The organism is Autumnicola aciditolerans (assembly GCF_041679265.1).
GTDB lineage: Bacteria > Bacteroidota > Bacteroidia > Flavobacteriales > Flavobacteriaceae > Autumnicola.
The window spans coordinates 76,074-94,772 of sequence record NZ_JBGFSM010000015.1 but is presented as its reverse complement, the minus strand read 5'-3'; the positions used below and the strand labels follow the sequence as shown (position 1 = coordinate 94,772).

Here is an 18,699-nt window from a genome sequence, read left to right as displayed (position 1 = left end):
CTTTCCATTAGACTGGTTGAAGCCACGGCGCATTATTAAACGAATGCAGCCGTGGCTTTTTTTGTTCCGGCAAAAGAAGATTTTCCAAAAGCTTTGTAAAAGCTTTAATTAAAGCCTCAAACTTTTTCTATATTTACGAAACAAGCTTTAAAATTCCGCTTTAAGTAAGAAATATGGAAAAAAAATATAAAATCAAGGTGAACAATTCTTATGAATATGAATTCACCAAAGATGAAATTGATGCTTTAGACCAACAACAAATTTCTGCTTCCAAATTTCATGTTTTAAAGGACAACCATTCTTTTAAAGCTGAAATCCTTGACTCCAATTTTAATAATAAAAAATATAGTGTAAAGATCAACTCCAATAGCTATGAAGTAGATATTTCCAATGAGTTGGATTTGTTGATTGAAGCTATGGGGCTTTCCCTTGGTTCTGCACAATTGCTTAATGACATTAAGGCGCCAATGCCCGGCTTGATCCTGGATGTAAATGTAAAAGAAGGAGACGAGGTAAAGGAAGGCGATTATTTGCTGGTACTGGAGGCCATGAAAATGGAAAATACCCTGAGTGCTCCGGGAGACGGGATAATAAAATCTATTCATGTTGAAAAAGGGCAAACCGTGGAAAAGAATCAGTTATTAATTGAGCTGGAGTGAGAAGTGGAAAGTGAAAAGTGAAAAGTGAAAAGTGAAAAGTGGAAAGTGGAAAAATTTAAGGGCAGCATTTAATTAACAAAAAAGATCCCATTCTTTTTAAGGAGGGATGGCCAAAGGCCGGGGTGGTTGTTTCGCATTTATGCCATTAAAAATTACAAAATCTAAAACAGAGAGTTACAAATGAAGAAAATATTAGTAGCCAACCGGGGAGAGATCGCATTGCGGGTGATGAAGACTGCCCAGAAAATGGGAATTAAAACCGTGGCTGTTTTTTCAAAAGCCGATAGAAATGCACCACATGTAAAGTTTGCCGATGAGGCGGTTTGTATAGGCGAAGCGCCTTCTAACGAATCTTATTTGCGAGGCGATAAGATTGTTGAGGTGGCTAAAAATTTAGGTGTAGATGGGATTCATCCTGGTTACGGATTTTTAAGCGAAAATGCCGCTTTTGCCGAAAAAGTGGAAAAAAACGGCCTTACCTGGATTGGCCCGGGTTCTAAGGCTATTAAAATTATGGGGAGCAAACTTGCCGCTAAAGATGCGGTTAAAAAATATGATATTCCCATGGTTCCCGGGATAGATGAAGCCATTACCGATGTTGAAAAAGCCAAGGGAATTGCCCGGGAGATCGGCTTTCCAATTTTGATAAAAGCTTCTGCCGGTGGCGGTGGAAAAGGGATGCGTATTGTTGAAAAAGAAAGTGAGCTTGGAGACCAGATGCAGCGTGCCATAAGCGAAGCAGAATCTGCTTTTGGAGACGGATCTGTTTTTATAGAAAAATATGTTGGCTCCCCAAGGCATATAGAAATCCAGGTATTATCTGATACGCACGGGAATTTTCTTCATCTTTTTGAAAGGGAATGCAGTATCCAGAGAAGGCATCAAAAGGTGGTGGAAGAAGCCCCTTCTGTAATTCTGGATGAAAAACTGCGAAAAGAAATGGGGGAGGCTGCCGTAAAAGTGGCTAAAGCCTGCGATTATGTTGGTGCAGGAACGGTGGAATTTCTTATGGATGAAAATAAAAATTTCTATTTTCTGGAAATGAATACCCGCCTGCAGGTAGAACATCCGGTTACCGAACTTATCACGGGAATAGACCTGGTAGAACAGCAAATTAAAGTTGCCAGGGGCGAAAAACTTCAGTTTTCGCAGCAAGACTTAAAAATTGAAGGCCACGCGGTAGAATTAAGGGTTTATGCTGAAGATCCTATGGAGGATTTTATGCCTAGTGTGGGAGTTTTGGAGCGTTATCGTGGGCCAAAAGGAGAAGGGATAAGACTGGATGACGGTTTTGAAGAAGGCATGGAAGTTCCCATTTATTACGATCCCATGCTGGCAAAACTGGTTACTTATGGCAAAAGCAGGGAAGAGGCCATACAATTAATGATAAAAGCCATAGATGATTATGAAGTAAAGGGCGTCATGACTACCCTGCCTTTCGGGAAGTTTGTGTTTGAACATGAAGCCTTCAGAAGCGGGACTTTTGATACACATTTTGTGAAGAAGTATTATTCCGCAGAAAAACTGGAAGCTAGAATAGAGGAAGAGGCGAAACTTGCAGGATTAATAGCCCTGAAGCAATATTTAAAGGATCAAAAAATTGTAAGGATCCCAAAATAGGGATTGCAGTTAATTAGCAAATGCAGCAATACAATTAGAAAATATATGAGTGAGAATATAGATAAACTTAAAGATAAAGTTGCCCAGGCACATTTGGGAGGCGGGGAAAAACGAATCGCAAAACAGCATGAAAAGAAAAAGTTGACTGCCCGCGAAAGGGTGGATTATTTGCTGGATGAAGGTTCTTTTGAAGAAATAGGGATCCTGGTTACCCATCGTACTACAGATTTTGGGATGGACGAGCAGCAATATTACGGCGATGGTGTAGTTACGGGCTATGGCACCATCAACGGGCGGCTTGTTTATGTTTTTGCACAGGATTTTACCGTTTTTGGTGGCGCTTTATCTGAAACTCATGCTGAAAAGATCTGCAAAGTAATGGATCATGCCATGAAAGTGGGCGCACCAATTATTGGCTTGAATGATTCCGGCGGAGCCAGGATCCAGGAAGGTGTAAAATCTTTGGGAGGTTATGCCGATATTTTTTACAGAAACGTACAGGCATCGGGCGTAATTCCTCAAATTTCTGCAATTATGGGGCCTTGTGCCGGGGGAGCGGTGTATTCTCCTGCCATGACAGATTTTACACTTATGGTACAGGATACCAGTTATATGTTTGTTACCGGGCCAAATGTGGTGAAAACGGTGACCAATGAAGAAGTGACTTCTGAAGAACTCGGCGGTGCGAGTACACATTCCACAAAATCGGGTGTTACCCATATCACTTCCCATAACGATATTACCTGCCTGGAAGATATTAAAACCCTTATGAGTTACCTTCCGCAGAACAATAAGGAAAAAACAGAAAAATCACCTTATGAGCTGGGGGATGAGATTCGGGAAAATTTAGACAGGCTTGTGCCCAATAGTGCTAATAAACCGTATGATATGCATGAGGTGATTAAGGGTATTATTGATAAGGATTCCTTTTTTGAAATCCATAAAAATTATGCTGAAAATATTATTGTGGGTTTTGCAAGGTTAGGGGGCAGGAGCATTGGGATAGTAGCCAATCAGCCAATGAGCCTGGCGGGTGTGTTAGATGTGGACAGCTCTAAAAAAGCGGCCCGGTTTACCCGCTTTTGTGACTGCTTTAATATTCCGCTGCTGGTACTGGTAGATGTGCCGGGATTTTTACCGGGAACAGACCAGGAGTGGAACGGGATCATCCTGCATGGCGCGAAATTGCTTTATGCGCTTAGTGAAGCCACCGTGCCCAGGGTAACGGTGATTACCCGTAAAGCCTACGGCGGAGCTTATGATGTGATGAACTCCAAACATATTGGCGCCGATCTTAACTATGCCTGGCCAACTGCCGAAATTGCCGTGATGGGAGCCAAAGGCGCCAGTGAAATCATTTTCAGAAAAGAAATAAAAGAAGCCGAAGATCCTGACCTGAAACTTTCAGAAAAAGAAGCTGAATATGCCGAAAAATTTGCAAATCCCTTTAAAGCGGCGCAAAGAGGATTTATTGATGAGGTCATCATGCCGCGCGATACCCGTAAAAAACTTCTGAAAGCCTTCAGTATGCTGGAAAACAAGCATGTTTTAAGGATAGACAGGAAACACGGGAATATTCCTCTGTAATTTTTATTCCGAAGTAATTTTTCAGCAAAAGAGGATCTCTGCAAAGCTTAATTTCTTTTTGTTTCTGAAAAAGCAATATCACGAAAAATGGTATGTTGAATTTTCTTTAACGAAAGGCTGTAGCTTCTCCTTATATTTTGTTAAATCATGAGCCCTTTCCGGGAGCTTAGTGAGTTATTTATTAACTTAAAATAAACCACTAAAAAATAATAAAATATATGGATGAGATTATAGATCACCCTTTAAAGGGAGCGCGTGCTGAAGATAAGGAAGTTGTTCTTATTACCGGTAGTAGCGGATTAATAGGTTATCCATTAATTGAAAGACTTGCAAAGAATTACCGGGTTATTGGGCTGGACAGGGTAGGGCCGCCTTACCCGCCACTCAAAGCTGAATGTGTGAATTTTGACATTACCAGCGAAAATGCGATAGCAGCTGCCATGGAGCGCATACGGTATGGTTACGGAAATAAAATTGCAGCGGTGATCCATCTCGCCGCCTTCTACAGTTTTAATACAGAAGACAGCCCGGCCTATGACAAGATAAATGTAGAAGGCACAAGGAAATTCCTGCGGCAGCTACAGGATTTTGAAGTTGGGCAGTTTATCTATTCCAGCTCAGACCTTATCTATAAACCTACTCAGCCCGGGAAGAAAATAAATGAAGATTGTCCTGTGGAAGCAAATTGGGGTTACCCCGAATCCAAAGTCCAAACCGAGGAGCTTATCAGGAATGAAAATGGAGATATCCGTACTGTATTTCTGAGAGTTGGCGGGGCATATAACGAAATGGGACATTCCATTCCCGTTACCCAGCAGATAAAGAGGATTTACGAAAAAGATTTCACCAGCCATTTTTATTCCGGAGATGTAAACAGTGGGGATGTTTTTGTTCACCTGGACGATATCCTGGACGCGCTGGAACGTACCGTGGAACGCAGAGATGAAATTCCTAACGAAATGGCCATTAATATTGGAGAACCTACCAGTCCTACCTATAAAGAATTGCAGGATATCCTGGGCCGGCTAATACATGGTGAAGAATGGGAAACTTATGAAATGCCAAAAGCGGTCGCCAAGGCAGGAGCCTGGGCTATGGACCTGGTGGGCGATCCTTTTATCAAACCATGGATGATAGACAGGACAGACGATCATTATGAGCTGGACATTAACAGGGCAAAGGAAATTTTAGGCTGGGAGCCAAAACACAGGCTTTTGGATACGCTGCCCAAAATGGTGGAAAACCTTAAAAAAGATCCTGAGAAATGGTATAAAGAAAATAATCTCGAATAGTATGGCAGATAAAAAACATGAGATTCCACCTGGGTGGGATTACAATCCGGCAAGCTGGGGGCAGCGAATTCCAATTGTTATTCTTGCGGTGGTTGGCGTTTTTGTGGCGGGCTACCTGGCGCTCTACCAGTTAAATATTGTAGATCACGTTTGGGAACCATTTTTTGGAGATGGCAGCAAAACAATCCTGAATTCTAAAGTTTCAGACGTATTGCCAATTCCCGATGCGGCATTGGGCGCCATAGGCTACCTGGTAGACGCGGCAACCGGGGTGATAGGCGGTACACACAGGTGGAAGAAAATGCCCTGGATCGTTATTGTTTTTGGGCTTGCCGTAGGTCCACTGGGTTTTGTGAGCGTAATGCTGGTGGTATTTCAGCCGGTGCTGTTTTCGGCCTGGTGCACGCTTTGCCTGTGTTCCGCAGCAATTTCCATCGCCATGATTGGGCCTGCCATGGATGAAATGCTGGCAAGCCTGCAGTATATGCAACGCGTAAAAAGATCTGATGCTTCTACCTGGAAAGCCTTTTGGGGAGTACAATCTGAAATTGAAAAAGTAAAATAATATGTGGGGACAAATAATTAATACCGTCCTGGGAATCTGGCTTATGGCCGCCCCGGGATTTATAGGTGCCACAGGTGCCCATGCCGATAACGGGCATATTGCCGGACCCATAATTGTCACTTTTGCAGTGGTTTCTTATTGGGAGGCCACCCGCAACGTAAGAAAATGGAATTATCCTGTTGCCGCCTGGCTGCTTCTGGCGCCCTGGATTTTGGGTTATACGGAAACGTGGGCCATTGTGAGCGATATGGGCACAGGCGTGCTGGTGGCTGTTTTCGCATCTGTTAAAGGTAAGGTTGAAAGCAGTTTTGGCGGGGGTTGGAAATCCTTATGGCAGGATGAGCCTGCTCACATGAAGCACTAATTTAGCAATACTATCTTCGGAAAATATTATATGCAGAAATTTAATAAAATTGTCTCGGTAGATCATACCAGGCTTCAGGACTGGGCTATTAATGAGCTGAAGGAACACAGTAAAACTGAAGTTGAGATCTATCAGGATTATCCCGTAACTGAAGCTGAAATCATTCAGCGTATTGGCAATGCCGAAGCGGTGCTGGTATCCTGGCGCACACAAATTAATGAAGAAATCATTTCTAAATGCCCAAATTTGAAATATATAGGCATGTGCTGCAGCCTGTATGATGAAGATTCGGCCAATGTTGCGGTAAAATACGCCAGGAATAAAGGGATAGAAGTTCGCGGCATAAGGGATTATGGCGATCCCGGGGTTGTGGAATTCATCATTTCTGCATTGGTGAGACTACTTCATGGTTTTGGAGCGCAGCAGTGGAAGGAGATGCCTGTGGAACTTACTAACAGGAAAATCGGGATTATTGGCCTTGGGGTAACGGGACAATTACTGGCAAAATGCCTGTTGCCTTTTGGAGCAGATCTTTACTACTTTAGCAGGACCAGGAAAAAAGACTGGGAAGAGAAGGGTGTAAAGTACCTTCCATTGAAAAAATTACTGGAAACTTCAGAAATCATCAGTATACATTTACCTAAAAATATTGAAATCCTGGGGGAGAAAGAATTTGCTAAAATGGCTCCCGGTAAGATTTTGATCAATACTTCTCTGGGATTGCCATTTAGCGAAGAAGCATTTAAAAAATGGATAAAAGAACCTGCCAATTTCGCAATCTTCGATGGGGATGGTAAAAGTGCTTTAGATGGCAGGATATTGAAAAACACCAATATTATTTCCGCAGAAAAAAGTGCGGGCTGGTCTGCTGAAACAGAAACCCGTTTGTCTCAAAAGGTTATAAAAAACCTCAGGGATTATTTAAAATAAATTGATCTTACCTTAAGTTTTATCAGAATAAAACGACTGTAACATTTGTTACTGTGCTTCCATTGGAAATACAGTTATTTTGTGCCTTAAATAAAAAATATATGGATTTGATTCTGGAGCCCTGGCCGTGGTATGTGGCCGGGCCTTTAATAGCTATAGTGATGTTCCTGTTGATTCTTATGGGCAGGCAGTTTGGAATGTCTTCCAATTTGCGAACCATGTGTACCATGTGTGGGGCAGATGCCAAAGCCGATTTTTTCAAATTCGACTGGCGGGCGCAGCGATGGAACCTTGTGGTTATAGTTGGGGCTGCAGTTGGCGGATTTTTAGGAGCGCACCTGTTATCTAATGATGCTGCAGTAGCCATTAATCCTGCCACAGTAGAAAATCTTAAAAACCTGGGATTCCAAAGTGCAGGCAATGCATATTTGCCCGATGAGCTTTTTAGCCTGGATGCTTTAACCAACATAAAATCACTGGCTATTCTCTTAATTGGGGGAGTACTTATTGGTTTTGGCGCAAGATATGCCGGTGGCTGTACTTCCGGCCATGCGATTTCTGGTTTAAGCAATTTGCAATTGCCTTCGCTTATTGCGGTTGTTGGCTTTTTTATTGGTGGTTTATTTATGATCCATGTAGTATTTCCAATAATCTTTTAAGACATGAGAACACTAAGTTATCTTTTTATAGGTATTTTCTTCGGGATAGTAATGTACAAAAGTGAAGCCGCTTCCTGGTTTCGTATTTACGAAATGTTCCAGTTCCAGTCCTTCCATATGTATGGAATTATGGGTTCAGCATTGGTAGTGGGAATACTGGGAATCCAGCTTATCAAAAGAAAAAATATTAAAACCTTTTTTGGAGAGTCGGTAAATTTTGCTCCGAAGAAAAAAAGTTTTAGCAGGTATATGTACGGCGGGATTATTTTTGGACTCGGCTGGGCCCTTGCAGGTGCGTGTCCCGGGCCCATTTATACCTTGGTTGGAGCCGGCTATGTTTCGATATTGGTGGTTTTAGGCGGCGCTTTACTTGGAACCTTCCTTTATGGTTTAGTAAGGGATAAACTACCTCATTAGATATACAATAATCTTCATCTCCCCAATGAAGGGCCAAACTGGACCGGCCGTTATTTAGCTATACGGTTGGTCCATTCTGGCCTTAGTTAAGTGAATAGTTCTCTACTTGATTACTTCATGACTTCAGCTATAGCTTTGGTATCTGCAAATTGCTGGAATTTTTTGATCTTTCCATTTTCCAGTTCCCACAAATGGGCCATTTGAATGCTGGATTTTACTCCGTTTTTCCTGTTTTTTATGCTGTACCTTCCGGTAACCAGGATCTTATTATTATACATTTCATAATAGTTAATATTGGTAACATTCCAATATTCCCATTCTTCCCCTATTCGTGCAAAAACGCCATCTACAATAGCCTGAGGACCTATATACGGGTTACGATCGGCATAAGGGAAGTTTTCTGCTTCATTCCATTCAATCCCAGGATCCATACATGCTGTTATTGCCGAAATATCTCCTCTGGAAAAAGCCAGATAAAGGTTTTGGATTACCTTAAGGTTTGTTTCTCTTAATTTCCCTGATGTATTTAAAGTTTTATCCTGGGTAAATACTGGATTTAAATTGTCCCCATCTCCTTCCGGATTGTATCCCAGTTCTTCAGCAAGCTTTCCCTGCCAGGCGTTGTTAGTTATACTGTAGCTGCTGGTTACCTGTGTAAAGGCCAGCATGGGGCTAAGCATAAGTAGAAACAAATTGTAAGGTAAACTTTTCATAATATCTTTATATTATTGGTGATAGGAAATATTATAATTCTGGAAGGGCAGCCTAATCAAATTATCTTTATAAGCTCCCCCGCCATTAACTTGTTACAATTAAGTTGAATTAGCCAATTATTCAATTTTCAGAAGAGGAGGCAATTATGCTATCGTTTATAGCTGCTGTTTCACTTAATGCGGAACTGATCCTGCCGGAATCGTAGTAACCATATTCCTTTACAATTTTTCCATTTTCATACTTCTGGGTAATATGTAAAGGCATATTCACGGTATTACTGGTTCCGGTAATACGAGCTTCCCACACCCCCCAGAAATTAACCCAGGTTTCTCCCTTATCTGTAACTACCATTTCATATTCATCTGGGGAAGTTCTTATACGATAGGTATCAAATGGTTTCAAAGCGTCCCGCCGTGCTGAAATGATTTCACTAACTGACACGCTGTCCTCGGAATTGGTATAAATTGCGGCATCTTCGGCATAATGAGAGGCAAAAGATTCCCAATTGCCATCTTCATAATCTTTTATGGCGCTTTTCATCACCTCAATTTCCGGCGATTGCTGAGTGTATCTTTGCTCCTCCTTTTCTTCATCAACTTTTTTGTTATTGTTGCAGGAGATAAATGCCATTATCAGGAATAGTGTTATAAGCTTTTTCATGATTTCTATTGTTTAACTTCAGTAATAGTGGTGGTTTTAGGAGCCTGATAAGACAAGTCGGGCCGCATTTCACCAGAAGTGACTTCATAAGAGGAAACATACTGCATCATTTCTTCGAAAGCTTTCTCCCCTTCTTCCCCGAGAAGCTTCTGGTTTTCGGCAGATTTTTTCGCGTAATCTATGGCATCTTTGGCTGAAATAACGGCTACATAATAATCTCCTATATTTCCAAACCCGTTGTGATAAATGCGATAATACATTTTAGAACCTTTTCTCTCAAACAAGTCCTTTAAAGCAATCATTTTCTCCCTTAATTGGGGAACATTAGATGCTGAAACTTCCATTTTATGCCACTTCCTATAATTTTCTCCGGGGGTTTCGGGATCTAAACCATCGGGCATATAAGAAAGTGGCTCATTGAGTACCACCACATAGCTCCCATGTTTATCATAGCATTTGTTGAATCTGTCCAGCATTGCGCGGAATTCATCTTCACCCATTTTTTCAATTAGAGGAGCATAAGACATCTCTTCAATATCTGATAGTTTCTCTATTGGAGAAATGGAAAGATACCTGCCATTGTCCATAGAAGCGGTGCTCCAGTCAATTCCTTCAGGCTTGTATTGCTGGCAGGCTTTTACAAAATCTTTGGATACCTGTTCATATTCTTTAAGCATCGATGGATTTACCTGGTCTTCATGTATTAAAAATGCCTGGTTCTTTTTTTCCTGAGCAAAGCCTGTTGAAACCATAAAGAAGGCTAAGATTACCGTAAAGAGTTTAATGATTTTCATAAGAATTGGAATTAGTTGATTATTGATTTATAAGGGTAAAAAAACTCTAATTCCCTGTGGTTTGCAATTGAGTTAGGACGAGGGTAGACAAATAATGTCCCAAAGCGGGCTCATCTTTATCAAAGCTATTCTTTAACTTAAATAACTGAATTATAATAAAGTATGTTTAAAAATGTATCTTTAATACCGGAGTGATATCAATATAAAGTATGAACTTAAGCTATCGTGTTTTTCCTTTACTTATAGTTTTGCTCCTGCCATCTTTTAAAGCAGGTGCCCAGATTTTCAATTTTAAGAGGGGCGATGTTTACAGAAAGGTTTTTGTGGAAACCGATGATTTTGATACTTCCTACCTGGAAACCCTGGAATATAATCTTAACGGGATGCCGGATGACAGCAGTTACTTTTCAGTATTAAACGATCTTGCCTACTATTGGCACACCCGTAATTTAAACAAAGCATTGAATTTTACTAAACAAGGCCTTAAGCTTGCGAGATCAAAAAATGACAGTTTATGGGAAGGGAGATTTCAAATCACCCAGGGCGCTGTACTTTTGAGAATGGAAAATCTGGATGAGGCCCATGAGGTTTTGGAAATGGCTAAAACTAAGGTGGAAGAAAAAGACCTGCCTTTTCTGAATACGCAGCTGGGCTATGTTTTTGAAAGAAAGGGGCAGTTGGGTAAAGCCACAGATTATGCCCTGCTGTCTTTGCGGCTGGGTGAGAAATTAAAAGACAAAAAAGCAATTGCCTTGGCTTATAGTGATTTGAGCAATCTTTTCTGGAAGCTTTCCAAGTTCGAAAAAGGATTGGAATACGGCCTGCTTTCCCTTAAATATTTTGAAGAACGGCAGCTGGATGACCTGGATTACGATTTTACGCTTTATGTGGTAGGTAATAATTACCTGAGTCTTGGTAATTATGAAAAGGCTTTGGATTATTACAATAAATCTATAGCAATAGGGGAGCGTTATGGGTTTTACAATAATCTGAGCGATGTTTATATTTCTATTACAGATTTAAATACATTTCTTGGTAACTATGCAGATGCAGAGAAAGCCGGAGTTGAGGCCATTCGATATGCAGGCTATCTAGATAACAATTTTATGTTGATGCGTTCCTGGTTATCTGTTGCGAAACTGCAAAATGCACAACAGGATTTTTCCAAAGCAATAAGTGCTCTCCATAAAAGTATTGAAATTGCGACCTCAGATTTTGGAGATGAATTTTTTCTTAGTCAGGCCTATGAAGAGCTGGGGAAAGCTTATGCGGGGCTTGGGGAATATGAGAAAGCTTATGAATCATTTTTGAAATTTGATGCCCTCGAGGATAGTATTTTTACTGTGGAAGCAGATGAGCGTATTTCCCTGTTGCAAACCCAGTTTGAAGTTGCCAAAAAAGAAGGTACCATCAAGGTTCAGGAAGCGAGGCTAAAGCAACAACGTACTTGGCAGATGCTAATTAGTATTATAGCTGCCCTGCTGCTTATTATCCTAGTTATCCTATTCATTTCCTTCAGGAGCAACAGGAAAAAAAGGATGTTGCTGCAGCGAAAGAATGAAGAAAAAAATTTTTTATTAAAGGAAATTCATCACAGGGTGAAAAATAACCTGGAAACGGTATCCAGTATGCTCTCCTTACAGTCGGCAGTTATAAAAGATCCTAAAATTATTGAAGTGATGAAGGAAAATCAGAACAGGGTGCATTCTATGAGTATGATCCATCAACGACTTTACCAGGGCAAAAATCTTTCGACTATAGAAATGAAGGAATACCTGATGAATCTGGGCGTGTATGTACTGGATTCCTTTGGGATGGGAGACCGAATTGAGATATCGTATAAAATGCAGCCTCTGGAACTTGATATTGATACCGCCATTCCCCTTGGCCTAATTGTAAACGAACTTCTTACCAACTCCCTCAAATATGCCTTTACAAATGGTGAGAAAGGCAAAATTATAGTGAAACTGCACCGTAACGGCGAAGGGAAATTAAGCTTGAAAGTTATAGATAACGGATTGGGAAAACAGGAGAGTGAAGCGGCTAAGGGAACCGGTTTTGGCACCAGGCTAATCTCCCTTTTAACCCAACAGCTGGACGGCATTATGTCACAGGATTTTACTCATGGCACCAGCGTTTCCTTTGAATTCAATATCATGAAGGCAGCGTGATTAAATGGTTTGGATACGTTTAAGAAGTTCGGTGCGCTTTGTTTTTCCTAATGGGAGTGCTTTTTTTGCAACAACAATATGGCTTCCTGCAACTTCGTCTATATGCAAAAGATTCACCACATAAGATCTATGAATTCTTAAAAAATGCTGGTCAGGAAGTTTATCATCCATTTCTTTAAGAGTTGTGACTAGTAAATATTCGCGATCTTTAAGAAAGATCCTGCAGTAATTCCTTTCCGCTTCTATATAATAAATATCTTTTATAATGATTTTCACCATTTTTTCATGATGCCTTACAAAAATACGATCACTTAGAATAAATGGAGAATCAGAACTGTTTTTCTCGATGTTTTCAGCCATTATTCTACTTGAAGTAAGTTCCAGGGCCCTTATAAGATCCAGTTTTTTAAAGGGTTTGGAAATAAAAGCATAAGGACTGGTTGCTTTTGCACGGTTAAAATATGCATCATCGGCATTGGCGGTAAGATAAATTATAGGAATGGAATGATCTTTCTGAATAAGCTGAGCAATTTCAATCCCATCCATTTTGCCCTTTAACCTTATATCCAGCAGTATGATATCGGGTAGTTCTGTTTTCAAGGAACTCAATGCTTCCTCTCCACGGGAAAAGATCCCTGTAACATGATAGCCCAGTTCTGTAAGTTGTAAGGATATATTTGCTGCAATAAGCAATTCATCTTCAACAATAAGTATTTTTACAGGAGCTCCCACAGCAATGCATAAATTTATTAAATATAGGCAAAGATTTGATAATCTGAAGCTTAGATGGTAAATTCCCTTTAGTTACCGTGGCGTATTGGGTAAATAGAAAGAAGGCAGTGATATCTTGTATTTCACTACCACAAGACGAATGCTAATTACGGTAAGGGAAGTAATAATGTAAATTAAGTCATTATTGATGTTGTACCTATCCAAAATAACAAAGGCCAGGCCACCAATAAGACAGGCAGTGGCATAAATTTCTTTTCTGAAGATCACCGGGATCTCGTTACAGAGAATATCACGAATTACCCCTCCAAAAGTTCCTGTCATTGCGCCCAGAGCTATAGAAATTATGGGATCAAGATCATTTCGTATGCCGGTTTCCACGCCTGTAATGGTAAAGATACCAAGCCCAATGGTATCAAAAAGAAAAAGCGACGTTTTGAGGTAATTTATTTTACCCCTGAAGATAATGGCAAGAATGGTAACCGCACCAATCAGGTATATGTAACGTATATTTTCCATCCAGAGTACGGGGGTATTTCCAATTAATATATCTCTAAGCGTGCCGCCTCCAATAGAAGTTACAAAAGCGATAATAAAAACCCCGAAGAGATCAAGTTTTCGATCCATTGCGGCCAATGCTCCCGAAATGGCAAATGCCATAGTACCAAGGAGGTCAAGAATATTAAAAAGGCTTAGCTCCATTGCCGGCAAAGGTAATTTAAAACTTAAAAAGAAGAAGGTAAGTTTTGATTATTAAAGAAGACAAAACCATAGAATTTATGCATTCAGGTTATTGGCAGATAACAAATCTTAATTGGAATACCCCTTAGTTTTTACTGAAAGTTAGTATTTTTACAGTCCAAAACAGAATTAAAATATGAGCGATACGACCGAAAGAATAAAATGTCTTATAATTGGCTCCGGGCCTGCCGGATATACCGCAGCAATCTATGCTTCCAGAGCAGATATGAAGCCGGTGATGTACACGGGAATGGAACCCGGAGGACAATTGACCACAACTACTGAAGTTGACAATTTTCCTGGCTATCCTGATGGGATTGACGGCCCTCAGATGATGGTAGACCTTCAGAAACAGGCTGAACGTTTTGGAACCGACGTGAGGATAGGAATGGTTACTGAAGTGGAATTCAGTAAAAAGACAGGAGGAATACATAGAGCATGTATCGATAATTCTAAATGGGTAGAGGCAGAAACTGTGATCATTTCCACAGGAGCTACTGCAAAATATCTTGGACTGCCAAGCGAGCAGAAATTACGAGGCGGAGGAGTATCGGCCTGTGCGGTTTGTGACGGATTCTTTTATAAAGGTCAGGATGTGGCTATAGTTGGAGGGGGTGACACCGCTGCAGAAGAGGCAACCTATCTTGCCAATATCTGTAATAAAGTGACCATGCTGGTGCGTAAAGATTATATGAAAGCTTCCAAAGCAATGCAGCACCGCGTGGAAACTACTAAAAATATTGATTTACGTTATAATACCGAAGTGGACGAGATCCTTGGGGAACAGGTAGTGGAAGGCCTGCGAATGGTAAATAACCAAACCGGGGAAAAAGAAGAAATTAAAATTACCGGTTTCTTTGTGGCAATAGGTCATAAACCCAATACAGAAATCTTTAAAGACTGGCTGGATATGGATGGCACCGGGTACATTGTTACCCAAAACAAGACTACCAAAACCAATATTCCGGGGGTATTTGCTTCTGGCGATGTGCAGGATAAGGTTTACAGGCAGGCCATTACTGCTGCCGGAACCGGTTGTATGGCAGCTTTAGATGCAGAGCGCTACCTTGCCGAAATAGAAACTGAAGAGGATATAGAGAACGCGCAAACAAAAAAGGAAACCGTACAATAGCCTAATCAGAAATATAATATTTAAAAGTCCCGTCGCTGCGGGGCTTTTTTTTGTTTTAAAAATGAGTATTTAAAAATACCCACATAGTTTGCATAATGTTTTAACGTACTGGAAATGATTATTTTATGTTAAAATATTAAATTTAGGGAACCTTTGTGTCTCCCCGGTTGTCTTTACAATATATGGCGTATTGTATTTCTGTTTAAAAGCCTGGGACAGTGAAAATAATTCCTTTTTACCATAATGAACAATTGCTTATTCGCAAAGCTGCAAAGCAGGATAGGGCGGCCCAATATGGTTTGTATGAAAAGTATGCCCCGCAAATGTTAGCCGTGTGCAGGAGTTACGTGAAAGATTTGCAGTTTGCAGAAGATGTGATGCACCGTGGATTTTTAAAGGTATTTACAAGGATAAACAGCTTTATTGGAAAAGGAAGTTTTGAGGGGTGGGTACGCCGTATTATGGTGCATGAATCTATAAATTTCCTGAAAAAGAAGCGATGGCTGGTTTATGAAAGTGACCTGGTTGAGACACAGGAACCAAGCACCCCTGCAGTGGGCAATTATAGCGAAGCGGAGTACTTGCTGGGCATGATAGACCAGCTTCCTGAAGCTTTCCGGCTGGTATTTATGCTGCATGCCATAGAAGGCTATAGCCATAAAGAGATAGCACAGGTAATGCAGATTCCGGAGAAAACTTCAAGGTCCAAACTTTCCAGGGCACGAAAAATTCTTCAGAAGAAGGTGGAACTAATCAGAAAAAACTATGAAGCACTTTGATATAGAAATATATGTTAGGTCCAAGTTAGAAGATTATAGCCTGAAACCCGGGAAAGATTCCTGGCAGGAGTTTGTACAAAAACTGGATAAAAAGGAGCAAAAGAATTTTCAGAAAAGGTTATTTGCAAAAACAGCACTTTTTATAAGCTTCTTTATGATTGGCTTTTTTCCGCTTAGCAATAAAACCAACAGACAGTTTATGTTCTCCTTTATAAATACTAAAGCTGATGTGGATCCTACTGAGGCAGGAAATGCAAGTGAGGAAAGAGCTAATGGATTGCATGAAAAAAACATTTCTGCGGCGGTAATTCCTAACGAACGGGAACGGAAGGAAATATCTTCCATAACTGAAACGGAAAAATCGGCTCCTCTTGCTGCTAAGGCAACAAATAAAGAAAACATGAGCAGCTCTAATGTTCTTTCAGCTTATTATAAAACTTCTGAAGAGCTTAAGTTAAAAGAAGTTAAGGTTACAGATGTTGAAGTAGATTCTTTGCTTAAAATTGCCTTTAAAAAAATTGAAAACGAAAAAATAAACCTGCAAGAGCAGGAATGGTCTTCACTGCCGGCAAAGGAGATTTTGGCAGAAGCAACAGTTATAGAAAATGAAATGCCGGCAAATTACAGACAAAGAAATTTGGCTATAGACAACTTCATTTGGGAACTTTTAAAGATAAAATCTGCATTTGCAAACTAAAGACTTCCGGTAGAAATTTTAAGGTATTGCCGCAGATAAATCTAGCTTTAAAAAAGATGTAGAACGGTAAATAATTGGATCATGAAGAAACTGATACTTGTGGCGTTAACCTTATTGTTCACTTTACAAATTAAGGCGCAGGAGGAAACGATTGAATTATTGCGTAAGCAATTAGTAACAATTCAAACAGAAGAGAAAAATGAGCTGAAACAGCAAATCCAGAACATTAACAGCCTGCTTGAAAATGGGGTGATAAGTGCAGAAGAGGCAGAGAAGCTAAAAAATAAAGCTGCCGAGTCAAGGGCCAGGAAAATTGAAGAACGGCAGGGGGTAATATTAAAAACTATAGCGTTTCTCCAAAACCAGGCATCGCAGAAACCCAGTTTACCCCGGGAAGAAGGCGACGGCTGGGAATTTTTTCTGGATGTGGATTCCTATTTTAAGGGTGATGCCCCCTCAATTACACTTCCTTCTAAACGGGACAGCGTGGCAATGCAGCAGGAATTTGTTGAGCCGCAACCTCCCCAACTTCAAAGGAGAGAAGTTAAAACCCCCACCACTCTGGATCTCGTGGCCGCTTTTGGGTTTAATAATGCCATAGGTAATGGCAACTGGCAGGAACTGGAGGAAGAAAGGGACTATGCCCTATACAGCTCCCACTTTCTGGAAATAGGTATTGCATTTAAAACCCCTCTTACCAAAGAGAACTGGCTGCGTATCAAGTATGGGCTTTCTTACCAAAATAATGGTTTGGAACCAACCAATAACAGGTTTTTTACTGAAGTGGACGGGCAAACCCAATTACAGTCGGGCCAAAATATTACAGGATCTGGGTTTAGGGTAAACAACCTGGTTTTGCCTCTTCATCTGGAAATAGGCCCCACGAAGCTTAAACAAGATGGGGACAAAAGTTACTTCTCAGCCGGGAACCAGTTAAAAATTGCGGCTGGTGGATATATAGGCATTAACCTAAACGCATACCAGTGGGTAGAACAACCTTACTTTTATCACGGTTTTTACTGGGTAGAAAGAGAAAAAATAGAAGGCTATAATACCAACAAGATGATTTATGGACTTAGCGCGTATGCAGGCGTTGGAGCTTTCTCTATTTATGGTAAATACGATCTTAATACCATTTTTAAGAACGGTGCAAAAGATCAACAATTTTTATCGCTGGGCTTGCGGTTAGATCTATAGCCACAGCAGGTTCTTCGCAAAAATGGCTAATTGTTTAATTAAAAAATTATTGAAAATGAAAAAGTGGATATGTATTTTAGGATTTCTTTTTTGCACCAGTCTTTTTGCTCAGCAAAATAATTTAAAGAACGATATAATTGTAACTACAGATGGGCAATTTCTGCAGGTTAAGGTTACAAAGGTAAGCCAGGACGTGGTAGCGTTTAGCTATCCCGGCGAAAGCGTGGTGAATGAAATACCGCCGGATGCCATTAATAAAATAGTTTTTGCAAGTGGAAGGACGCAGGAATTTAATGGTGACGCAACAATCCCGGTTGCATCCGCAGAAAATTCTGCGGCAGTATCAAAAGATGTAGTTACAACCCCTGCCTACCTGGAAAATACACTCGCGGTGGTTCCTTTGGAATATGAAAAAAATGGGGCCTATGAAAAGAAACTGGCCGGTTTGGCTACAGATTATCTGATGGGACTTTTATCAACCAAGTCCGATACCCTAAAGATGAGAGTATTGCCAATGGATAAAGCTATTGAAAAGTTGCTGGACGCAGGCATTAATTACAGTGAATTAAGAGAATCTTCTCCAGAGCAATTAAGAAAGGTAATGGGAACCGAGTATATTTTATATGTTAAGATAAATGAAAGCCAGAAAGACAGTACTATTGCTGGAAAGGCAGATTATATCTCTGGTGCTGCCGGCTCTAAAAGCCTGGGAGAAATACAAAGGAATGTTAGCTTAAGTGTTTATAGTGCCCATGATGATATGAAAGCTTTTGGCATGGATTTTAAAGAAGAAAAATTTTTAGGAGAAACAAAGGAAGGCGCCCAAACTCTTGCAAATTCTGATGCTTGGAAACCATCTCTGGAATATGTTGCAGGCCAATTAACTTCTTCCCCCGTATTTAGCAGCCAATAGTTGAAGTTTTTCCAAATGTGACAATTGTGTTTTTTCAACTGCCTCAAAAAAGAGAATTGCAATAAGGATACCTGCTGTT

20 protein-coding genes are annotated in these 18,699 nt (G+C 40.5%); 15 read left to right on the top strand and 5 right to left on the bottom strand.

Annotated features, from left to right (window positions below; translation table 11 throughout):
- Nucleotides 1-173 precede the first annotated feature (173 nt).
- The 9 genes from AB8M93_RS15470 (at nt 174) to AB8M93_RS15430 (ending at nt 8,093) form a co-directional block, all read left to right on the top strand.
- A complete protein-coding gene (locus AB8M93_RS15470) occupies nt 174-659 on the top strand; it encodes an acyl-CoA carboxylase biotin carboxyl carrier protein subunit (protein WP_373059311.1) in 486 nt (161 codons plus the stop codon).
- Nucleotides 660-839: 180 nt separating this feature from the next.
- On the top strand, nt 840-2,279 hold the full coding sequence (gene accC, locus AB8M93_RS15465) for an acetyl-CoA carboxylase biotin carboxylase subunit (protein WP_373059309.1): 1,440 nt from the start codon (nt 840-842) through the stop codon (nt 2,277-2,279).
- A 45-nt stretch (nt 2,280-2,324) separates the two neighbouring features.
- Nucleotides 2,325-3,866: an acyl-CoA carboxylase subunit beta gene (locus AB8M93_RS15460; protein ID WP_373059307.1), complete on the top strand. Its 1,542-nt coding sequence runs from the start codon at nt 2,325-2,327 to the stop codon at nt 3,864-3,866.
- Between the two features lie 218 nt (nt 3,867-4,084).
- Nucleotides 4,085-5,158: an NAD-dependent epimerase/dehydratase family protein gene (locus AB8M93_RS15455; RefSeq protein WP_373059305.1), complete on the top strand. Its 1,074-nt coding sequence runs from the start codon at nt 4,085-4,087 to the stop codon at nt 5,156-5,158.
- A 1-nt stretch (nt 5,159) separates the two neighbouring features.
- Complete coding sequence (locus tag AB8M93_RS15450) at nt 5,160-5,723, top strand: vitamin K epoxide reductase family protein (RefSeq protein ID WP_373059303.1); 564 nt, start codon at nt 5,160-5,162, stop codon at nt 5,721-5,723.
- Between the two features lies 1 nt (nt 5,724).
- Nucleotides 5,725-6,087, top strand: coding sequence for an SPW repeat domain-containing protein (locus tag AB8M93_RS15445; protein WP_373059301.1), 363 nt, complete (start codon nt 5,725-5,727; stop codon nt 6,085-6,087).
- A 30-nt stretch (nt 6,088-6,117) separates the two neighbouring features.
- Nucleotides 6,118-7,017: an NAD(P)-dependent oxidoreductase gene (locus AB8M93_RS15440; RefSeq protein ID WP_373059299.1), complete on the top strand. Its 900-nt coding sequence runs from the start codon at nt 6,118-6,120 to the stop codon at nt 7,015-7,017.
- A gap of 101 nt (nt 7,018-7,118) precedes the next feature.
- Nucleotides 7,119-7,676 (top strand): YeeE/YedE family protein, encoded by a 558-nt coding sequence (locus AB8M93_RS15435; protein ID WP_373059297.1) that lies wholly within the window; start codon nt 7,119-7,121, stop codon nt 7,674-7,676.
- Nucleotides 7,677-7,679: 3 nt separating this feature from the next.
- Nucleotides 7,680-8,093 (top strand): DUF6691 family protein, encoded by a 414-nt coding sequence (locus AB8M93_RS15430; protein ID WP_373059295.1) that lies wholly within the window; start codon nt 7,680-7,682, stop codon nt 8,091-8,093.
- A gap of 110 nt (nt 8,094-8,203) precedes the next feature.
- On the opposite strand, the gene AB8M93_RS15425 is transcribed toward AB8M93_RS15430, so the two are convergent.
- The 3 genes from AB8M93_RS15425 to AB8M93_RS15415 all read right to left on the bottom strand — a co-directional run bounded on the left by AB8M93_RS15425 (nt 8,204) and on the right by AB8M93_RS15415 (nt 10,261).
- Complete coding sequence (locus AB8M93_RS15425; protein WP_373059293.1) at nt 8,204-8,806, bottom strand: nuclear transport factor 2 family protein; 603 nt, start codon at nt 8,804-8,806, stop codon at nt 8,204-8,206.
- A 121-nt stretch (nt 8,807-8,927) separates the two neighbouring features.
- On the bottom strand, nt 8,928-9,467 hold the full coding sequence (locus AB8M93_RS15420; protein ID WP_373059291.1) for a nuclear transport factor 2 family protein: 540 nt from the start codon (nt 9,465-9,467) through the stop codon (nt 8,928-8,930).
- Nucleotides 9,468-9,472: 5 nt separating this feature from the next.
- Entirely contained in the window at nt 9,473-10,261 is a 789-nt protein-coding gene (locus AB8M93_RS15415; RefSeq protein WP_373059289.1) for a hypothetical protein, read from the bottom strand.
- A 209-nt stretch (nt 10,262-10,470) separates the two neighbouring features.
- On the opposite strand from AB8M93_RS15415, the gene AB8M93_RS15410 reads away from it, so the two are divergent.
- On the top strand, nt 10,471-12,432 hold the full coding sequence (locus AB8M93_RS15410) for a sensor histidine kinase (protein ID WP_373059287.1): 1,962 nt from the start codon (nt 10,471-10,473) through the stop codon (nt 12,430-12,432).
- Here AB8M93_RS15410 and AB8M93_RS15405 read toward each other — a convergent pair whose 3' ends face one another.
- Nucleotides 12,433-13,164 carry a response regulator gene (locus tag AB8M93_RS15405; RefSeq protein ID WP_373059285.1) on the bottom strand — a complete coding sequence of 244 codons (732 nt, stop codon included), beginning with the start codon at nt 13,162-13,164 and terminating at the stop codon, nt 12,433-12,435.
- 72 nt (nt 13,165-13,236) lie between these two features.
- Entirely contained in the window at nt 13,237-13,863 is a 627-nt protein-coding gene (locus tag AB8M93_RS15400) for a trimeric intracellular cation channel family protein (RefSeq protein ID WP_373059283.1), read from the bottom strand.
- A 175-nt stretch (nt 13,864-14,038) separates the two neighbouring features.
- On the opposite strand from AB8M93_RS15400, the gene trxB reads away from it, so the two are divergent.
- From trxB to AB8M93_RS15375, 5 genes are all read left to right on the top strand, one after another.
- Complete coding sequence (gene trxB, locus AB8M93_RS15395; protein ID WP_373059281.1) at nt 14,039-15,034, top strand: thioredoxin-disulfide reductase; 996 nt, start codon at nt 14,039-14,041, stop codon at nt 15,032-15,034.
- A 218-nt stretch (nt 15,035-15,252) separates the two neighbouring features.
- Nucleotides 15,253-15,813 (top strand): RNA polymerase sigma factor, encoded by a 561-nt coding sequence (locus AB8M93_RS15390; RefSeq protein WP_373059279.1) that lies wholly within the window; start codon nt 15,253-15,255, stop codon nt 15,811-15,813.
- Entirely contained in the window at nt 15,800-16,510 is a 711-nt protein-coding gene (locus AB8M93_RS15385) for a hypothetical protein (protein ID WP_373059277.1), read from the top strand. Before AB8M93_RS15390 ends, AB8M93_RS15385 begins: the two co-directional genes overlap by 14 nt.
- 81 nt (nt 16,511-16,591) lie before the next feature.
- Nucleotides 16,592-17,707, top strand: a complete 1,116-nt coding sequence (locus AB8M93_RS15380; protein ID WP_373059275.1) for a hypothetical protein — start codon at nt 16,592-16,594, stop codon at nt 17,705-17,707.
- 55 nt (nt 17,708-17,762) lie between these two features.
- Entirely contained in the window at nt 17,763-18,620 is an 858-nt protein-coding gene (locus AB8M93_RS15375) for a hypothetical protein (protein ID WP_373059273.1), read from the top strand.
- Nucleotides 18,621-18,699: the final 79 nt, after the last annotated feature.

Coding starts and splice junctions, on each gene's coding strand:
- AB8M93_RS15470 (WP_373059311.1), top strand. CDS start 174: ATGGAAAAAAAATATAAAATCAAGGTGAACAATTCTTATGAATATGAA.
- accC (WP_373059309.1), top strand. CDS start 840: ATGAAGAAAATATTAGTAGCCAACCGGGGAGAGATCGCATTGCGGGTG.
- AB8M93_RS15460 (WP_373059307.1), top strand. CDS start 2,325: ATGAGTGAGAATATAGATAAACTTAAAGATAAAGTTGCCCAGGCACAT.
- AB8M93_RS15455 (WP_373059305.1), top strand. CDS start 4,085: ATGGATGAGATTATAGATCACCCTTTAAAGGGAGCGCGTGCTGAAGAT.
- AB8M93_RS15450 (WP_373059303.1), top strand. CDS start 5,160: ATGGCAGATAAAAAACATGAGATTCCACCTGGGTGGGATTACAATCCG.
- AB8M93_RS15445 (WP_373059301.1), top strand. CDS start 5,725: ATGTGGGGACAAATAATTAATACCGTCCTGGGAATCTGGCTTATGGCC.
- AB8M93_RS15440 (WP_373059299.1), top strand. CDS start 6,118: ATGCAGAAATTTAATAAAATTGTCTCGGTAGATCATACCAGGCTTCAG.
- AB8M93_RS15435 (WP_373059297.1), top strand. CDS start 7,119: ATGGATTTGATTCTGGAGCCCTGGCCGTGGTATGTGGCCGGGCCTTTA.
- AB8M93_RS15430 (WP_373059295.1), top strand. CDS start 7,680: ATGAGAACACTAAGTTATCTTTTTATAGGTATTTTCTTCGGGATAGTA.
- AB8M93_RS15425 (WP_373059293.1), bottom strand. CDS start 8,806: ATGAAAAGTTTACCTTACAATTTGTTTCTACTTATGCTTAGCCCCATG.
- AB8M93_RS15420 (WP_373059291.1), bottom strand. CDS start 9,467: ATGAAAAAGCTTATAACACTATTCCTGATAATGGCATTTATCTCCTGC.
- AB8M93_RS15415 (WP_373059289.1), bottom strand. CDS start 10,261: ATGAAAATCATTAAACTCTTTACGGTAATCTTAGCCTTCTTTATGGTT.
- AB8M93_RS15410 (WP_373059287.1), top strand. CDS start 10,471: ATGAACTTAAGCTATCGTGTTTTTCCTTTACTTATAGTTTTGCTCCTG.
- AB8M93_RS15400 (WP_373059283.1), bottom strand. CDS start 13,863: ATGGAGCTAAGCCTTTTTAATATTCTTGACCTCCTTGGTACTATGGCA.
- trxB (WP_373059281.1), top strand. CDS start 14,039: ATGAGCGATACGACCGAAAGAATAAAATGTCTTATAATTGGCTCCGGG.
- AB8M93_RS15385 (WP_373059277.1), top strand. CDS start 15,800: ATGAAGCACTTTGATATAGAAATATATGTTAGGTCCAAGTTAGAAGAT.
- AB8M93_RS15380 (WP_373059275.1), top strand. CDS start 16,592: ATGAAGAAACTGATACTTGTGGCGTTAACCTTATTGTTCACTTTACAA.
- AB8M93_RS15375 (WP_373059273.1), top strand. CDS start 17,763: ATGAAAAAGTGGATATGTATTTTAGGATTTCTTTTTTGCACCAGTCTT.